The sequence below is a fragment of the Variovorax sp. LG9.2 genome, from assembly GCF_035018885.1.
GTDB lineage: Bacteria > Pseudomonadota > Gammaproteobacteria > Burkholderiales > Burkholderiaceae_C > Variovorax.
In genome coordinates this window covers 23,866-37,834 of the sequence record NZ_JASJXB010000026.1, presented here as the reverse complement: position 1 = coordinate 37,834, position 13,969 = coordinate 23,866, and the positions used below count along the sequence as shown (strand labels likewise).

The following is a 13,969-nucleotide window of genomic DNA, read 5'->3' as shown; positions in this document are numbered from 1 at the left end:
CCTGTTATCGCGTGATCTCGACAAAGCGTCGCGTGGTGTCGGTGAGCGCCGTCTCGGTCGGCAAGCGCTCCATCGAACTGGCGCCGTAGAAGCCGTCGCATGCGCGGCACTGCTCGAGCACGTACTGCGCATCTTTCGGCGTGGCGATCGGGCCGCCGTGGCACAGCACGATGGCATTCGGGTTGACCTCGCGCGCCGCTGCCGCCCAGCGGTCGATGCGCGGCACGCAGTCGGCCAGCGTCAGCGCGGTCTCGGCCCCGATGGCGCCGCCGGTGGTAAGCCCGAGGTGGCACACGACGATGTCGGCCCCGGCGCCAGCCATGGCGCGCGCTTCGTCTTCGTTGAAGACATAGGGCGTCGTCAGCAGATCGAGCGCGTGCGCGCGGGCGATGAGGTCGACTTCGAGCGCGTAGCCCATGCCGGTCTCTTCGAGGTTGGCGCGAAAGGTGCCGTCGATGAGTCCGACCGTCGGAAAGTTCTGCACGCCCGAGAAGCCGAGCGTGATGAGCCGGCCCAGGAACTCGTCGGCGATCATGAAAGGATCGGTGCCGTTGACGCCGGCCAGCACCGGCGTGTGCTTGACCACCGGCAGCACCTCGCGCGCCATCTCGCACACGATCTCGTTGGCGTTGCCATAGGCCATCAACCCCGCCAGCGAGCCGCGGCCGGCCATGCGGTAGCGCCCCGAGTTGTAGATGACGATGAGGTCGATGCCGCCGGCCTCTTCGCACTTGGCCGACAGGCCGGTGCCGGCGCCCCCGCCGATGAGCGGCTTGCCCGACTCGATCTTGGCGCGGAAGCGTTCGAGCAATGTCGATCTTGCGATGCGTGGCATGGTGTTCGGTCTCCCTTGGTTTTTGGTTCTGGCTTATTCGATTCAGACGCGTCGCGCGTCGACCGGCGTGCGCGACACCTCGTGCCATGCGGCCACGAGCGCGGCAGAAAAAGCTTCGTCGTTGATGTGCAGCGGCAAGCGTTGCAGACGCCGGTCGGGCCCGACGCGGAACCCTGCTTCGATGGTCGAGAACAGCATGCGGTCGGCCTCGGGATCGTGAAATGGCTGGCCGGCCTTGTCGATCGCGGAGACGCCGCCTTCGGGAATCAGAAAGCGCACGGGCCCGCGCATCGCGTTGAGCTTGGCCGCGATGAATTCGCCTATCGCGCGGCACTCGTCGACGGTCGTTCGCATCAACGTGACGGTCGTGTTGTGCCGATACAGCTTGCGCGCCCTGAAGCGCTCGGGAACGGTCTCGAAAGCGCCGAAGTTCACCATGTCGAGCGCGCCGCACGAGCCGACGTACGGCAGTGCGTGGTGGGCAAATACGTCGAGCCGTGTCGGGCCGGCAGACAGCACGCCGCCGACGATCTCGTCCGCCACTTCGGTGGTCGAGACGTCGATCACTCCGGCCAGCAAGCCCGACTCCGCGAGCTTTTCCATCGACTGGCCACCGACGCCGGTCGCGTGGAACACCAGGCAATCGTAGCTTTCTTCGAGCGCCTTGGTCACGGCCTGCACGCAGGGTGTGGTCACCCCGAACATGGTGAGTCCCACGGCCGGCCGGGTGATGGCGGACACTGCCGGCGGATGCGCGACCATGCCGGCCAGCGCATTCGCTGCATTCGCCAGCACGCTCTCGCTGATTCGATTGATGCCCTGCACGTCGGTGACCGAATACATCATGCAGATGTCGCTCGGTCCGACGTAGGGGCGCGTGTCGCCGCTGGCCATGGTCGAGACCATCATCTTGGGCAAGCCGATCGGCAGTGCGCGCATGCCTTGCGTTGCCATCGAGGTGCCGCCGGAGCCGCCTGCAGAAATGACCCCGCCGATGTCGCGACGCGTGCGCACGAAAGCTTCGAAGGCGAGCCCCATCGCTTCCGTCGCACGCCCGCGGTCATTGCTGAAGACGGCCGACTCGCCTTCGGGGTGATGACGCGCAACCTCACGTGGATGGACGCTGGCCGGCGACGGCTTGCCCGAGGTCGACAGGTCGACCGTGACGACACGCAAGCCGAGCTTTTCGATGCACTGGCGCAGAAAGCCGAGCTCGCGTCCCTTGGTGTCGAAGGTGCCCACGACATAGGCGGCGCGCTCGCTGCTGGCAGCCACCGGAAAGTCGAAGACGGCGGTATGGCCCCCTCTCCCGTTAGCGGGAGAAGGTTGGGGTGAGGGTCGATGCGAAGGCGACAGCGACGCGGAAGACGGCGAGATCGCCTCCCGCGAAATATCCGTCACCGCCGCCGCAGTCCCCCCAGCGTTCCATCGCGTAAAACCGCGCACCGTCGCCGGCGCCAAGTCGCCGAGCGATGGCGCCCCATCGCCATGCGCACGCCGGACGGTGAAGACCTGCGTGCCGGTCGACGGCGCTGCACCGGCCTCCGGCAGCTCCGCATCGAGTTCATCCTCATGACCGCCCGAGCGCACACCCAGCAGTCGCTCCTGTAACTCGCGGTCTGCTGCGAGCGCCGCCGCCGGCATCTCCTGCGCGATGCGGCCATTGACCATCAAGCCGATTCGGTCCGCCACCGACAGGGCGACGCCCAGGTTCTGCTCGATCAGCAGCACCGCGATGCCGTCCGCCGCCAGCTCGCGCAGCGCCTGCGCGACCTGCTCGACGATCACCGGCGCCAGCCCTTCGGTGGGCTCGTCCATGACCAGCAGCTTCGGGTTCAGCAACAACGCGCGGCCGATCGCCAGCATCTGCTGCTCACCACCGGAGAGCTGTGCGCCGCCATTGCCGCGGCGTTCCGCCAATCTTGGAAACATCGTGTAGACCCGGTCTACATCGCGGCGTCGGCTCGCCACCAATCGCAGCGTTTCATCGACCGACAGCGAAGGCCAGACGCGGCGACCTTGTGGCACATAGGCGATGCCGCGCTTCGTGATCTCGTTCGGCGCCATGCCGAGGATCTCTTCGCCGGCAAAGCGAATGCTGCCCCGCGCCGGAACCATGCCGGTGATCGCGTTGCACAGCGTCGTCTTGCCCATGCCGTTGCGGCCCACGATGCCGAGCACGCCGCGCTCCAGCGTGAGGCTCACGCCCTGCAACGCATGGGCGCGGCCGTAGTACACGTCGAGCCCGTCGATGACGAGGGCCGTCGACTTGCTGGCCGCTGGATCGCGATCGCTGCTGAACCATGCCATCAGTGCTTGCTCCCCATATAGATCGCCTGCACTTGCGCGTCGTTCTCGATCTCGTCCGGGCTGCCGGTGCGCAGCACACGACCGTTGTGCATGACGGTGACACGGTCGACCACGCGCAGTGCGATGTCGAGGTCATGCTCGATCAGCACGAAGCTCATGTGCGCCGGCAGCGAGGTCAGCAGTGCAACGAGTTCGCGACGCTCGGCGGGCGAGAGGCCGGCAGCGGGTTCGTCAAAAAGGATGAGCCGCGGCGCACCGGCGAGTGCCATGCCGATTTCAAGCTGGCGTTGCTGGCCATGCGCCAGGTTGGCCACGCGCTCGTCGGCGATGTGGCTCAGCCGCGACCGATCGAGCAAGTCGTCGGTCGCGCGTGTCGAAGGGTGCCCGGCGCCCGCGCGCCGAAAGCTGAAACGGCCGCTGGCGACGCCGCGCACCGCGAGAAAAAGGTTGTCCCGCACCGTCAGGTCGCGGAACAAAAGCGAAGACTGATAGGTGCGCCGCATACCCTTGCGAATGCGGTCTTGCGGAGCGAGGTCGGTGATGTCTTCGCCGAAGAAATAGATGCGACCGGCCGTCGGCGGAAAGTCGCCGGTGATCGCATTGAAGAGTGTGGTCTTGCCGGCGCCGTTCGAGCCGAGCACCGCGTACTTCTGGCCGGCCGTGACCGTGAGCGAGACGTCGTCGACCGCGCGCAACGCGCCAAAGGCGCGCGTCACCCCGTCCAGCCGCAACGCATCGCCCGAGAGCAACTGCGTGTCGGCGCGGCTGGGCGTGGCGGGGCCACGCACAGCGGCGGATCGGAGCGGGGTGATCGTGGCCACGTTCAGTGTTCCTGGCGCTTCAAGTCCTGCAATCCGGCACGTCGCGCGTACCCAGCCCCATCTTCTTGAACTCTGCTTCCGGCAAGCCCAGCGTCTGCGAGATGTTGGGCACCGACTTCACCACCTTGTTGTAGAACGACCCGTCCGGTGCCTTGGCCACTTCGGTGATGTAGGTCGTGCCCACGCCGTTGCGGTTGGCGTCGATCTTCACCTCGCCCGCCGGCCCCTTGAAGTCGGTCTTTTGCAGCGCATCGCGATACGCCTTCTGGCCCCCGGAAAGATCGCCCTTGACCACGTCGAGCGCATCGAGCGTCGCCTTGGTGTTGATGTAGTACAGGTAGGCAAAGAGGGAAGGGCTCGGGAAGCCGTCCTTGAACGTCGCCTTGTAGTCGGACACGAACTTCTTCCACTCCGGCGTGTCGATCGAGTCGGCCATCGGGCCTGCGGAAGCCGTGCCCAGCAACGACTCGCGGCGCTTGCCCTTGAAGTTGAGAACAGTCTGGTCGACCGTGATGGAGCCGCCGATCATGGGCTTGTCGCCACCGGCCTGTTCGTACTGCGTCAGGAAGTTGACTGCGTCGGAACCGCCCAATACGACGACCAGGGCGTCGATGTTTTTCGGGATCTTGGCGATGACCGACGCATAGTCCTTGGTGCCCAGCGGCACCCACGCCTTGTCGATCACCTTGCCGCCCTTGGCGCAGTAGCTCGCCATGAAGCCTTGCACCTGCGAATAGGGGAAGCCGTAGTCCTCGGCGATGAGGAAGGTCCGCTTGTAGCCCTTGGCCAGCGCGTGCTCGCCGAGGCCCACCATCCACTGCGCGCCTTCGGTGTTGAAGCGATAGAAGTTGGGCGCAGGGTCTTGCAGCGTGGCAGCCTGTGCGCCGGCCGAGCCGTTGATGAAGGTGACGTTGGGCTGCGTCTTGGCGTAGTTCTTGACCGCGATGCCTTCGTCGCCCGACAGCGGACCAATCATGATCTGCACCTTGTCCTGCTCGACTGCCTTGCGCGTCGAGTTGACGGCCTTGTCGGGTGTCGCGTCCGACGACACCTTGATGAACTCGATCTTCTTGCCGCCGGCCATGCCGTTCTTTTCCTTCAGCGCCAGGTCGGCGCCGCGCATGCCGTCTTGCCCGGGCGCCGCGAACGGACCTTCGAGCGAGGCCAGCAGGCCGATCTTCAAGACCTCTTGCGCCTGGGCCATGCCCGCGAGGCCGGCCATGGCCAGCGCCGCTGCGGCACCGACGAGGCTGCGCGCGAATATCTTCTTGTGCTCTTGCTTAACCGTCATGTCTCGCTCCTGTTTGTGGTTGTCGAATGCGGCCTCTGCCGCGGCTGGGGACCTCGACCCGACAGGCGACTGCGCAGGTGTTGCCACAAGCCCAGCAAGCCGTCGGGTGAGAACAGGACGATCGCGAGGAAGACCCCGCCGATCACAAGATTGAAGCGCTCGCGGTCGACCAGGTCGATGGCGAAGTTCTGCAAAAGCACGAAGACCACGGCGCCGATGAACGCGCCGATCGGGTGCTTCATGCCGCCGAGCACGGCGATGATGAGGATGTTGATCATCGCGCCGATACCGACGGTGCCGGGCGAGATGCGGCCGTTGTACCAAACCAGCAGCACGCCGCCGATGGCCGCCAGAAAGCCCGCCACCGCATACGCCGCCACGCGGTGCGCGGTGACGTTGTAGCCCAGCGCCTGCATGCGCCGCGGGTTGTCGCGGATGCCTTGCAGCGCCACGCCGAAGGGTGCGCGAACGAGGTGCTTTACCAGGAAGTAGCCCGCGACCGAGCAGGACAGCACCAGGAAGTAGAACGGCATCGGCTCGCGCAGGTCGAGCCCGAAGACGATCGGCGCGGCGAGTTTGCTGAAGCCCTGGAAGCCGTTGAAGAGCGTGTAGTTCTGTTGCGCCAGATAGAAGAATGCGACACCCACCGCCAGCGTGATCATGATCGTGTAGATGCCTTCGGTGCGCACCGACAACCATCCGATCGCGGCGGAGAACATGGTCGACAGCGAGAGCGCTGCAATCACCGCCAGCCACCACGGCCATCCGAGGCTGATTGCCGCGTTGCTGCTGCTGCCGATGATGGCGACCAGGTAGGCGGCGAAGCCCGCCACCGTCATTTGCGCCAGCGACACCATGCCGCCATAGCCGCCGAGGAAGGTGAGCGACAACGCGACCAGACCGAGCGCGAGCGATTGCGCGCCAATCTGGAAGGTGAAAAAGGGCGTTGCGAAGAAGGGATAAAGCAGCACCAGCGCGGCAACCAGCACATGGCGCCAGCGCACCGGGCGGAACAGCACGCGCAGCCAGCGCGGGAGGTCGCCGTGCGCTGGCAGTGGTTCGGCCGGGCGTGTAGTGCTTGTGGTGCGCGTGCTGCGCGTGGTGATGGCGGCGCGTGGTAGCACCGCGACACCGGCCGCCGGCGACTTCATCGCCCGTCGCCACTGCGCTGCGCTCATGTCGCTTTTCCCATCAGGCCACGCGGTTTGAACGCGAGCGCAACCACCATGATCACGAAGGTGAAGACCACGCTGTAGGTCGGCGCATAGGCCAACCCGAACTGCTCCGCCAGGCCAATCAGCAGCGCGCCGATGGCGGCGCCGACCACGCTGCCCATGCCGCCGACGATGACCACCACCAGGGAAGCCAGCAGATAGCGTGTGTCTTCGCCCGGCGAGATCGACAGGGCGGTGCCACCCACCACGCCGGCCAACCCGGCGAGCCCGGCACCGATCGCGAAGGTCAGCGCGAACACCAGTTGCACGTTGACGCCCGCCGCGGCCAGCATGCCGCGGTCGTCGACGCCGGCGCGGATCATCATGCCGATGCGCGTGCGCGCCAGCAGCAGCCAGAGGCCCACGCCGATGACGATCGATGCCAGCAACACGAACAGTCGGTAGGTTGGAAACTTGGCGACGAGGGGAAGGGTGGTCGAGCCGTAGATCCACGCGGGTGGATCGAAGGTGTAGATCTCCGCGCCCCAGATCCACAGCATCAAGTCGGCGAAGACGATCGACAGGCCGATGGTCACCAAGGTCTGCCGAAGGTCTTGCCCCTGCATGTGCCGGAACACCAGCAACTGCATCAGCAGCCCGAGGATCGCCGAGGCCAGAAAGCCGGCAATGACAGCGAGCACCCACGAGCCCGTGTGCTCGCCGACGAACCATCCCACGTAGGCACCGAAGAGATAGAGCGAGCCGTGCGCGAGGTTCACGTTGCGCATCAGCCCGAACACCAGCGTGAAGCCGCTCGCGACCAGGAAGTAGAGCGACGCGAGCGTGAGGCCGTTGAGCAGCGTCTTGAAGTAGAGCGGGTAGTTGTCGGAGATGGCCCAGACAGAGAACACTGCGATGGGCACTCCGAAAATCAGCCAGAGCGCCAGCGACTTCCGATTCATGCGCGCCATGCCGTTCATGCGACGCGTTCCCAGGCACGCTCGGACGCGATGTTCGGCGCCTTGGCGAACACGCCGTCCTTCATCACCGCGAGGATGCGCTTGGGGTCGCGCAGGATCGACAGGTTGGCGAGCGGGTCGCCGTCGATCAGCAGCATGTCGGCCAGATAGCCATCCTTAATGACGCCGAGTTCGTTGGGCTGCATCATGATTTGACCGCCGTAGAGCGTGGTCGAACGGATGGCTTCCATGGGAGTGAAGCCGAGGTACTTGACGAAAAACTCCAGGTCGCGTGCGTTCTGCGTGTGCGGCGTAAAAGCGAAACCGTAGTCGCCGCCCGGCAGCACGCGAATGCCACGCTTGTGCATCTTGGAGAGCGACTCGAGCGCGGCGTCCCATTCGATCTGGTAGCCCATGTCGGTCGCCATCGCGTTGGTGATGCCGAACGCTTCTGCTTCGTTCAGCATCGCGTAAAGGATGGCGATGCCCGGTGCGACGAAGACTCGGTCTTTGGCGGCTTCGAGCATGTCCAGCGCCTCGTTGTCGACGAAGCTGGCGTGGTAGATCAGGTCGATGCCGTGCCGCAGTGCCTGCTTCACGCTGTCCGACGAGCGGGCGTGCGCGATGCCGCGCTTGCCGCGGATCTTGACTTCGCGCATGGCCGCGGCGACTTCTTCATCGAGCATCCATGTCGTCTCCGAAGGCGACTGCGGCGTGAAGTTATCGCCCGACAGATTGAGCTTGACCGAGTCGACGCCGTACTTCAAGAACATCCGCACGGCCTTGCGCATTTCATCCGCACCCGAGATGTTCACGCCGAAGCTGAACTCCGGGAACGGCAGGTGCGGCAAGGTCTCGTCGCCCAGCCCGCCGAGCACCGTGATCTCCTGGCTGGCGGCCAGGTAGCGCGGTCCGGGAATCTGGCCCGAATTGATCGCGTTGCGGATCACCACGTCGAGCCGCGGCTTGGCGCAGGCCGCACCGACGCACGAGGTAAAGCCGGCTTCGAGGTATCTCTTTGCGACCTTGGCGCACCACAGCACGTGTTCCTCGAGCGGCAGTGTCTGAATGGCCGACAGCGTGGCGGCATCGTTCCATGAGAAGTGCGTGTGCGCCTCGCACATGCCGGGCATCAAGGTCGCGCCGGCACCATCTATGACAGTGGCCCCGCTCGGCGCGATCGGTGCCGTGCTTCGACCGACCTGCCGGATGCGGTTGCCGCGCACCAGCACGCTGCCGCTGAAAGGGTTCTGTCCGGTCCCGTCGAGGATGCGGACGTTGGTGAAGACGACATCGTTCATGGCGTGCTCCTTTGCTGCTCAAGCAGCCCAGCGGGTGGTGCGTGCCGAACGCATTGGCGGCGCGCGGTGGAACTCGCCGTCTTTCATGACGGCCATGATTCGCGACTTGTCTTGCAGCACGGTGATGTCGGCCAGTGGGTCGCCGTCGATCAGCAGGATGTCGGCGAGGTAGCCTTCGCGGATGTAGCCGAGCACCTTGCCCATGCGCATCATCGGACCGCCCCAGGCGGTGGCAGAAAGCAGCGCTTCCATCGTGCTCATGCCCACGTACTTGACGAAGTATTCGAGGTCTTTGGCATTGGTGCCGTGCGGCGTCCATGCAAAGCCGTAGTCGCCGCCGGGCAGGATCCGGACGCCGCGTTTGCGCAACGCCCGCATGCTCTCGACCGCGGCATCGAGCTCGCGGTGGTAGCCCATCTTCATCGTGACCTCTTTGGTCAAACCCCATTGGCTCGCGTTGTGGCAGGTGTTGATGAGCCATGCAAGACCGGGTGCGATGAAGTGCTCTGTCTTGTGGGCTTCAAGCAGGTCGAGCGCCTCGGTGTCGGCAAAGCTCGCGTGGTAGATCACCTCGATGCCCTGCTTCACGCACTGTTTGATGGCCCAGGTCGAGCGCGCGTGGGCGGCGACGCGTTTGCCCCAGGCCTTGGCCTCCTGCACGCAGACGCGGATCTCTTCTTCGGTGAACTGGCTCATCTCGCTCGACATGCCGGTAATCGACTCGCCCGACAGATTGATCTTCACCGAGTCGACGCCCCACTTGGCCATCATGCGAACGCAACGGCGCATCTCTTCAGCGCCACTTACGACGGCGCCGAACGCGAACTCCGGCTGCGGCAGATGCGGTTGTGTGCTGTCGCCGAGTCCGCCTGGCACGGTGATCTCTTGTCCAGCGGCGAGGTAGCGCGGGCCGATGATCGTGCCGTCGGCGATCGCATTGCGGATCACAACATCGAGCCGTGGCTTGGCCGCTGCCGCACCGACGCAGCTGGTCCAGCCCATGTCGAGGTACTTCTTGGCGACCTCGGCGCACCACAGGATGTGCTCCTCCGGTGGCATGCGCTGGATCGCATCGAGACTCGGCTGGTCGTTCCATGAGAAGTGCGTGTGCGCCTCGACCATGCCCGGCATCAGGAAAGCGCCGGCACCGTCGATGACTTGCGCGCCGTGGATGGGAGCTTGCCTCGCGCCGTAAGCGGTCTTGACGACGCGCGAGATGCGATTGCCTTGCACCAGCACGTCGCCGGTGAAGGGCGCCTCGCCGCCGCCGTCGAAGACGCGCACGTTGGTGAAGAGAACGTCTGCCATGGTCGTGCTCCCTACTGGATGCGATGGACGCGGTCGTGCGTCGCAAGAAATTCGCGCAGTTCGCGCTGGCATTCGTCGGGCCGCTCGACCGGTGTCCAGTGGCCGCATTTGGGCAGCACCACCACGCGCTTGCTGGCCGCGCGGTGCAGCCGGTCGGCCATGGCGCGCACGGCTTGCGGCGGCGCCACGCCGTCTTCGTCGCCAGTCACCAGCAGCACCGGCGCTTCGATTTGCTCGACGGCTGCAGCCTGCGCGCCGGCCAATGCTTCGCAGCTGCGTGCATAGGCTTCGCCTTCCTGCCGCATCAGGCTCTCGCGCACGAATGCGACCACCACCGGAAGCCGTTGCCGCGTGTCGGCGGAGATGGCGCCCTGCAGCAACGACTGGGTGATGTCGTGCATGCCCGCAGCGCCTTCGCGGGCCTTGGCGGCGCGGGCCTGCATTGCAGCGCGTGCGGCATCGGGCGGTGCCATCAGCGGCCCGAACAAGCTCATGCTGGCGACCAGCTTCGGACGCGTCGCAGCGATGTGCTGGCACACGATGGTGCCCATCGAATGGCCGAGCCAGTGCGCCCGCGCGATGCCCAGCCGTTCGCAGATGCCAAGCAACGTGTCGACATAGCGCTCGATCGAAAGAGCGCCTTCGACGCTTTGCGACCGGCCACTGCCGGGCAGGTCGACCCGCACCACGCGGTGCCGCGCCAGCGCCGGCATCAACGGCGTGTAAGTGTTGGAGCTGCCGCCTAGGCCGTGCACGCAGACCACGACAGGGCCGTCGCCTTCTTCTTCCACCGCAACGCGGTCGATGAGCTGGAATGTCATGGCGATGTCGGTGTTGTCATTCGAAGCGGTTCTCGATGACGCCGACGCCGTCGATCTCGACGCGCACGACGTCACCCGAACGCAGCCATTGCGGCGGCTTCATTCCCATGCCGACACCCGATGGCGTGCCGGTCGCTATCACGTCGCCGGGGTACAGCGTGATGCCGCGCGAGCAGGTTTCGATGAGCGTCGGAATGTCGAAAATCATGTCGCGCGTCTGGCCGTCTTGTCGCAACGTGCCGTTGACCCAGCCGCGCACGCGGGTGGCGCGACCATCGACCTCGTCGGCCGTCACGATCCACGGTCCCATTGGGCAAAAGGTATCGAAGCTCTTGCCCAGGTCCCATTGCTGGTGGCGCATCTGCACGTCGCGCGCGGTCACGTCGTTGACGACCGTGTAGCCGAAGACATGGTCCATGGCGCGCGAGCGGGGGATGTTGCGGCCACCGCGGCCGATGACGACCGCGAGCTCCGATTCATAGTCGATCTGCACCGAGGCAGCCGGTGCCGGAAGCTGCACCGTGTCGTTGGGGCCGATCACGCATTCGGCCAGCTTGCCGAAGACGATCGGCCATGCTTCGGCTTCTGGTTTTGCGTTGAACACCGACCCCGCCAGCTCCGCCGCATGTGCGTGGTGGTTGCGGCCGACGCAGAACAGGCTGCGCAGCGGGCGCGGCAATGGCGAGCGCAATGTGATCACATCGACCGGCAGTCGTGCACCCGAGGCTTGTGGCAGCATTTCGTCGCGTGCCATCGCCTGGATCAGCGGCAGCGTGCCGAGCGAAGGATCGCGCACGGCCAACGGCGTGGCCTCGCGGCCATCCTGCGAAATGGTGCCGACATGGTCGCGGCCACCCCAACTCCAGCTGGCAAAACGCATAGACTTTGTCTCCATATTGCCCCGTGGTCTTGCCGGTGTTCACTGGCCGCCACGAGATCTCGGAAGTCATTTTTGAGACTTGCGTCTCAAATCTGGTTGGCCGCATCATACGGTCGGCGTCACGAAATTCACAAGCCGACACAAACCCTTCCTGACCCGTACAAACCCGATGCCGCGACTCAAATACAAGCTGACCGATCCGCCGATCGCACCCGAAGGCGGCGTTCGCGCAGCGACCTTCAAGGCCTTGCTCGAAGCCGCGATGGACATCATTCGTTTGAAGGGTCGTATCCCTTCGGTCGCCGAGGCGGCTGCGCGATCGAAGGTCTCGCGCGCCACCGCATACCGTTACTTTCCGAGTCGCAGCGCGCTGGTGACAGCGGTGGTCGACAGCTCTTTGGGGCCGGTTCGCAAGCTTGCTTCGGACAAGCCGAACGGACGTGAGCGCGTGCACGAGCTGTTCATCAAGACCTTCCCGCGCTTCAAGGAATTCGAGGCGCAAATGCGTGCTGCCGCGCAGTTGTCGCTGGAGCAGTGGGGCCTGGAGCGTGCAGGGTTGTTGGAGGAAGAACCCTATCGGCGCGGCCATCGCGTGGGCATTCTCGAACATGCGCTGCAGCCGATGATTCCATTGCTGCGACCGGACGTGCGCGACCGTTTGCACCAGGCGCTGTCGGTCGTCTACGGCATCGAGCCGTATGTGATCTTGAAAGACATCTGGGGTCTGCGTGACCGTGAGGTCGAGCGCACCGCGCTGTGGATGGCGGATGCGTTGATCGACGCGGCACTGCGTGAGTCCGGACCTGACCCGCTGCCGCCGCTCGCGGATGCCGCGAGCGCGCAAGAGAGCACGGTCGCCGTGGATCCCGAGTGGCTCGACGCGCAGTACAACAATCGCGCGCGCATCCCCGAGCATCCGGCCATCCTCCGCTATTGGGCCGACGCATCCGCCGACGCGTTCAAGCGACCGGACTGGGTGCTCGATGTCGCTTATGGCGACCATGCGAGCGAGCGGCTCGACATCCTCCCTGCGCGCTCGGGCGCCCCCGTCTTCGTCTACATCCACGGCGGCTACTGGCGCGCACTCGACAAGCGCGACCATGCCTTCATTGCGCCGCCGTTGCATGCCGCGGGTGCGATGGTCGTGCAGTTGAACTACGCGCTGTGCCCCGCGGTCGGCATCGAGCACATCGTGCTGCAAATGGTGCAGGCGCTTGCATGGGTCTATGGAAATGCAGAAGCACATGGCGGTGATCGCGAGCGCATCGTGGTGGCCGGCCACTCCGCCGGCGGTCATCTCGCGACGATGCTGCTGGCCTGCGATTGGCGCGCCGTGGCGCCGGACCTGCCGCGCGACCTGGTCAAGTCGGCACTGTCGATATCGGGTGTGTATGAGCTGGAGCCGCTGCGGCATGCGCCGTTTCTGTCGGCCGACATCGGGCTGACGGAAGCATCTGCGCTGCGCCTGAGTCCGCTGCGGATGCGCGCGCCCACGATGGGCTCGCTGGTGACAGTCGTCGGGGCCGACGAGAGCGAAGAGTTCTTGCGTCAGGCCGATGCGATGTCTTCCGCATGGGGTCCGGACATCGTCGTGGCCAACGAACGTGTTGCCGGCAAGAACCACATGAGCGTGCTAAACGATTTGGCGGACCCGACGTCATCGACTTACGCGCATGCGCTGTCGTTGCTGGGGCTGTCAGGTCCGGCGCGCGGCTGAGCTAGGCCGATTCGTCGGAGCGCCCTCAGCCCCGGCGTTTTCTAGCCGCCGCGCAAGTGCAGGTGCGTCGAGTTCTTCACTTCTTCCATCACGGCATAGGTCCGGGTTTCGCGCACACCCGGCAGTTGCCAAAGCACGCTGCCCGCGAAGGCGCGGTAGTCGCCCATGTCGGCGCTTCGGGTCTTGAGCAGGTAGTCGAAGCCGCCTGCGACCATGTGGCACTCCATGATTTCAGGGCGTACTTGTACCGCTGCCTTGAACTGATCGAACACGTTGGGTGTCGTGCGATCGAGCATCACCTCGACAAAGACCAGCATGCTGGCGCCCAGCTTGAGCGGGTTGAGTCGCGCTTCGTAGCCGAGGATGTAGCCCTCGCGCGTCAGGCGCTGGACGCGGGCCAGTACGGCGGTCGGCGACAGGCCGATCGTGTCCGCGAGCTTGATGTTGGAGAGGCGGCCGTCGCCCTGTAAAGCGGCGAGGATGCGAACGTCGAGTCGATCCAGACCCGGAGGAGGATCTTCTATGGGTGGCGCGGAAGTCTTTGGTGGTTTCTTCGGCTTAATCATCTGAAT

At 65.3% G+C, this 13,969-nt stretch carries 12 protein-coding genes and 1 pseudogene; 1 reads left to right on the top strand and 12 read right to left on the bottom strand.

The window, feature by feature from the left end:
• Window positions 1-4: 4 nt before the first annotated feature.
• The 11 genes and pseudogenes from QN413_RS20970 to QN413_RS20920 form a co-directional block, all read right to left on the bottom strand.
• Complete coding sequence (locus tag QN413_RS20970; protein ID WP_323498517.1) at window positions 5-835, bottom strand: phosphoenolpyruvate hydrolase family protein; 831 nt, start codon at window positions 833-835, stop codon at window positions 5-7.
• Window positions 836-877: 42 nt separating this feature from the next.
• On the bottom strand, window positions 878-2,110 hold the full coding sequence (locus QN413_RS20965; RefSeq protein WP_323498539.1) for a Tm-1-like ATP-binding domain-containing protein: 1,233 nt from the start codon (window positions 2,108-2,110) through the stop codon (window positions 878-880).
• A 540-nt stretch (window positions 2,111-2,650) separates the two neighbouring features.
• Window positions 2,651-3,145 (bottom strand): annotated as a pseudogene (locus tag QN413_RS20960) (ABC transporter ATP-binding protein); the annotation flags it as partial.
• Complete coding sequence (locus QN413_RS20955; protein WP_323498516.1) at window positions 3,145-3,966, bottom strand: ABC transporter ATP-binding protein; 822 nt, start codon at window positions 3,964-3,966, stop codon at window positions 3,145-3,147. The pseudogene QN413_RS20960 and the gene QN413_RS20955, both read right to left, overlap by 1 nt.
• A 19-nt stretch (window positions 3,967-3,985) precedes the next feature.
• Window positions 3,986-5,257, bottom strand: a complete 1,272-nt coding sequence (locus QN413_RS20950) for an ABC transporter substrate-binding protein (protein ID WP_323498515.1) — start codon at window positions 5,255-5,257, stop codon at window positions 3,986-3,988.
• Window positions 5,254-6,435, bottom strand: coding sequence for a branched-chain amino acid ABC transporter permease (locus QN413_RS20945; RefSeq protein WP_323498514.1), 1,182 nt, complete (start codon window positions 6,433-6,435; stop codon window positions 5,254-5,256). Before QN413_RS20945 ends, QN413_RS20950 begins: the two co-directional genes overlap by 4 nt.
• Window positions 6,432-7,391 (bottom strand): branched-chain amino acid ABC transporter permease, encoded by a 960-nt coding sequence (locus tag QN413_RS20940; RefSeq protein ID WP_323498513.1) that lies wholly within the window; start codon window positions 7,389-7,391, stop codon window positions 6,432-6,434. The genes QN413_RS20945 and QN413_RS20940 overlap by 4 nt, the downstream gene beginning before the upstream one ends.
• A complete protein-coding gene (locus tag QN413_RS20935) occupies window positions 7,388-8,671 on the bottom strand; it encodes an amidohydrolase family protein (RefSeq protein WP_323498512.1) in 1,284 nt (427 codons plus the stop codon). Before QN413_RS20935 ends, QN413_RS20940 begins: the two co-directional genes overlap by 4 nt.
• Before the next feature lie 18 nt (window positions 8,672-8,689).
• A complete protein-coding gene (locus tag QN413_RS20930; protein ID WP_323498510.1) occupies window positions 8,690-9,979 on the bottom strand; it encodes an amidohydrolase family protein in 1,290 nt (429 codons plus the stop codon).
• Between the two features lie 11 nt (window positions 9,980-9,990).
• Window positions 9,991-10,800, bottom strand: coding sequence for an alpha/beta hydrolase (locus QN413_RS20925; protein WP_323498509.1), 810 nt, complete (start codon window positions 10,798-10,800; stop codon window positions 9,991-9,993).
• Window positions 10,801-10,816: 16 nt separating this feature from the next.
• Window positions 10,817-11,680: a fumarylacetoacetate hydrolase family protein gene (locus QN413_RS20920; protein WP_323498508.1), complete on the bottom strand. Its 864-nt coding sequence runs from the start codon at window positions 11,678-11,680 to the stop codon at window positions 10,817-10,819.
• A 169-nt stretch (window positions 11,681-11,849) separates the two neighbouring features.
• On the opposite strand from QN413_RS20920, the gene QN413_RS20915 reads away from it, so the two are divergent.
• Entirely contained in the window at window positions 11,850-13,397 is a 1,548-nt protein-coding gene (locus QN413_RS20915) for an alpha/beta hydrolase fold domain-containing protein (RefSeq protein ID WP_323498507.1), read from the top strand.
• A gap of 41 nt (window positions 13,398-13,438) precedes the next feature.
• On the opposite strand, the gene QN413_RS20910 is transcribed toward QN413_RS20915, so the two are convergent.
• Window positions 13,439-13,963 carry an Lrp/AsnC ligand binding domain-containing protein gene (locus tag QN413_RS20910; protein ID WP_323498505.1) on the bottom strand — a complete coding sequence of 175 codons (525 nt, stop codon included), beginning with the start codon at window positions 13,961-13,963 and terminating at the stop codon, window positions 13,439-13,441.
• Between the last annotated feature and the right edge of the window lie 6 nt (window positions 13,964-13,969).

Bases quoted from the DNA above. Each gene is read 5' to 3' on its own strand.
- QN413_RS20970 (WP_323498517.1), bottom strand. From the start codon at position 835: ATGCCACGCATCGCAAGATCGACATTGCTCGAACGCTTCCGCGCCAAG.
- QN413_RS20950 (WP_323498515.1), bottom strand. From the start codon at position 5,257: ATGACGGTTAAGCAAGAGCACAAGAAGATATTCGCGCGCAGCCTCGTC.
- QN413_RS20945 (WP_323498514.1), bottom strand. From the start codon at position 6,435: ATGAGCGCAGCGCAGTGGCGACGGGCGATGAAGTCGCCGGCGGCCGGT.
- QN413_RS20940 (WP_323498513.1), bottom strand. From the start codon at position 7,391: ATGAACGGCATGGCGCGCATGAATCGGAAGTCGCTGGCGCTCTGGCTG.
- QN413_RS20935 (WP_323498512.1), bottom strand. From the start codon at position 8,671: ATGAACGATGTCGTCTTCACCAACGTCCGCATCCTCGACGGGACCGGA.
- QN413_RS20930 (WP_323498510.1), bottom strand. From the start codon at position 9,979: ATGGCAGACGTTCTCTTCACCAACGTGCGCGTCTTCGACGGCGGCGGC.
- QN413_RS20925 (WP_323498509.1), bottom strand. From the start codon at position 10,800: ATGACATTCCAGCTCATCGACCGCGTTGCGGTGGAAGAAGAAGGCGAC.
- QN413_RS20920 (WP_323498508.1), bottom strand. From the start codon at position 11,680: ATGCGTTTTGCCAGCTGGAGTTGGGGTGGCCGCGACCATGTCGGCACC.
- QN413_RS20915 (WP_323498507.1), top strand. From the start codon at position 11,850: ATGCCGCGACTCAAATACAAGCTGACCGATCCGCCGATCGCACCCGAA.
- QN413_RS20910 (WP_323498505.1), bottom strand. From the start codon at position 13,963: ATGATTAAGCCGAAGAAACCACCAAAGACTTCCGCGCCACCCATAGAA.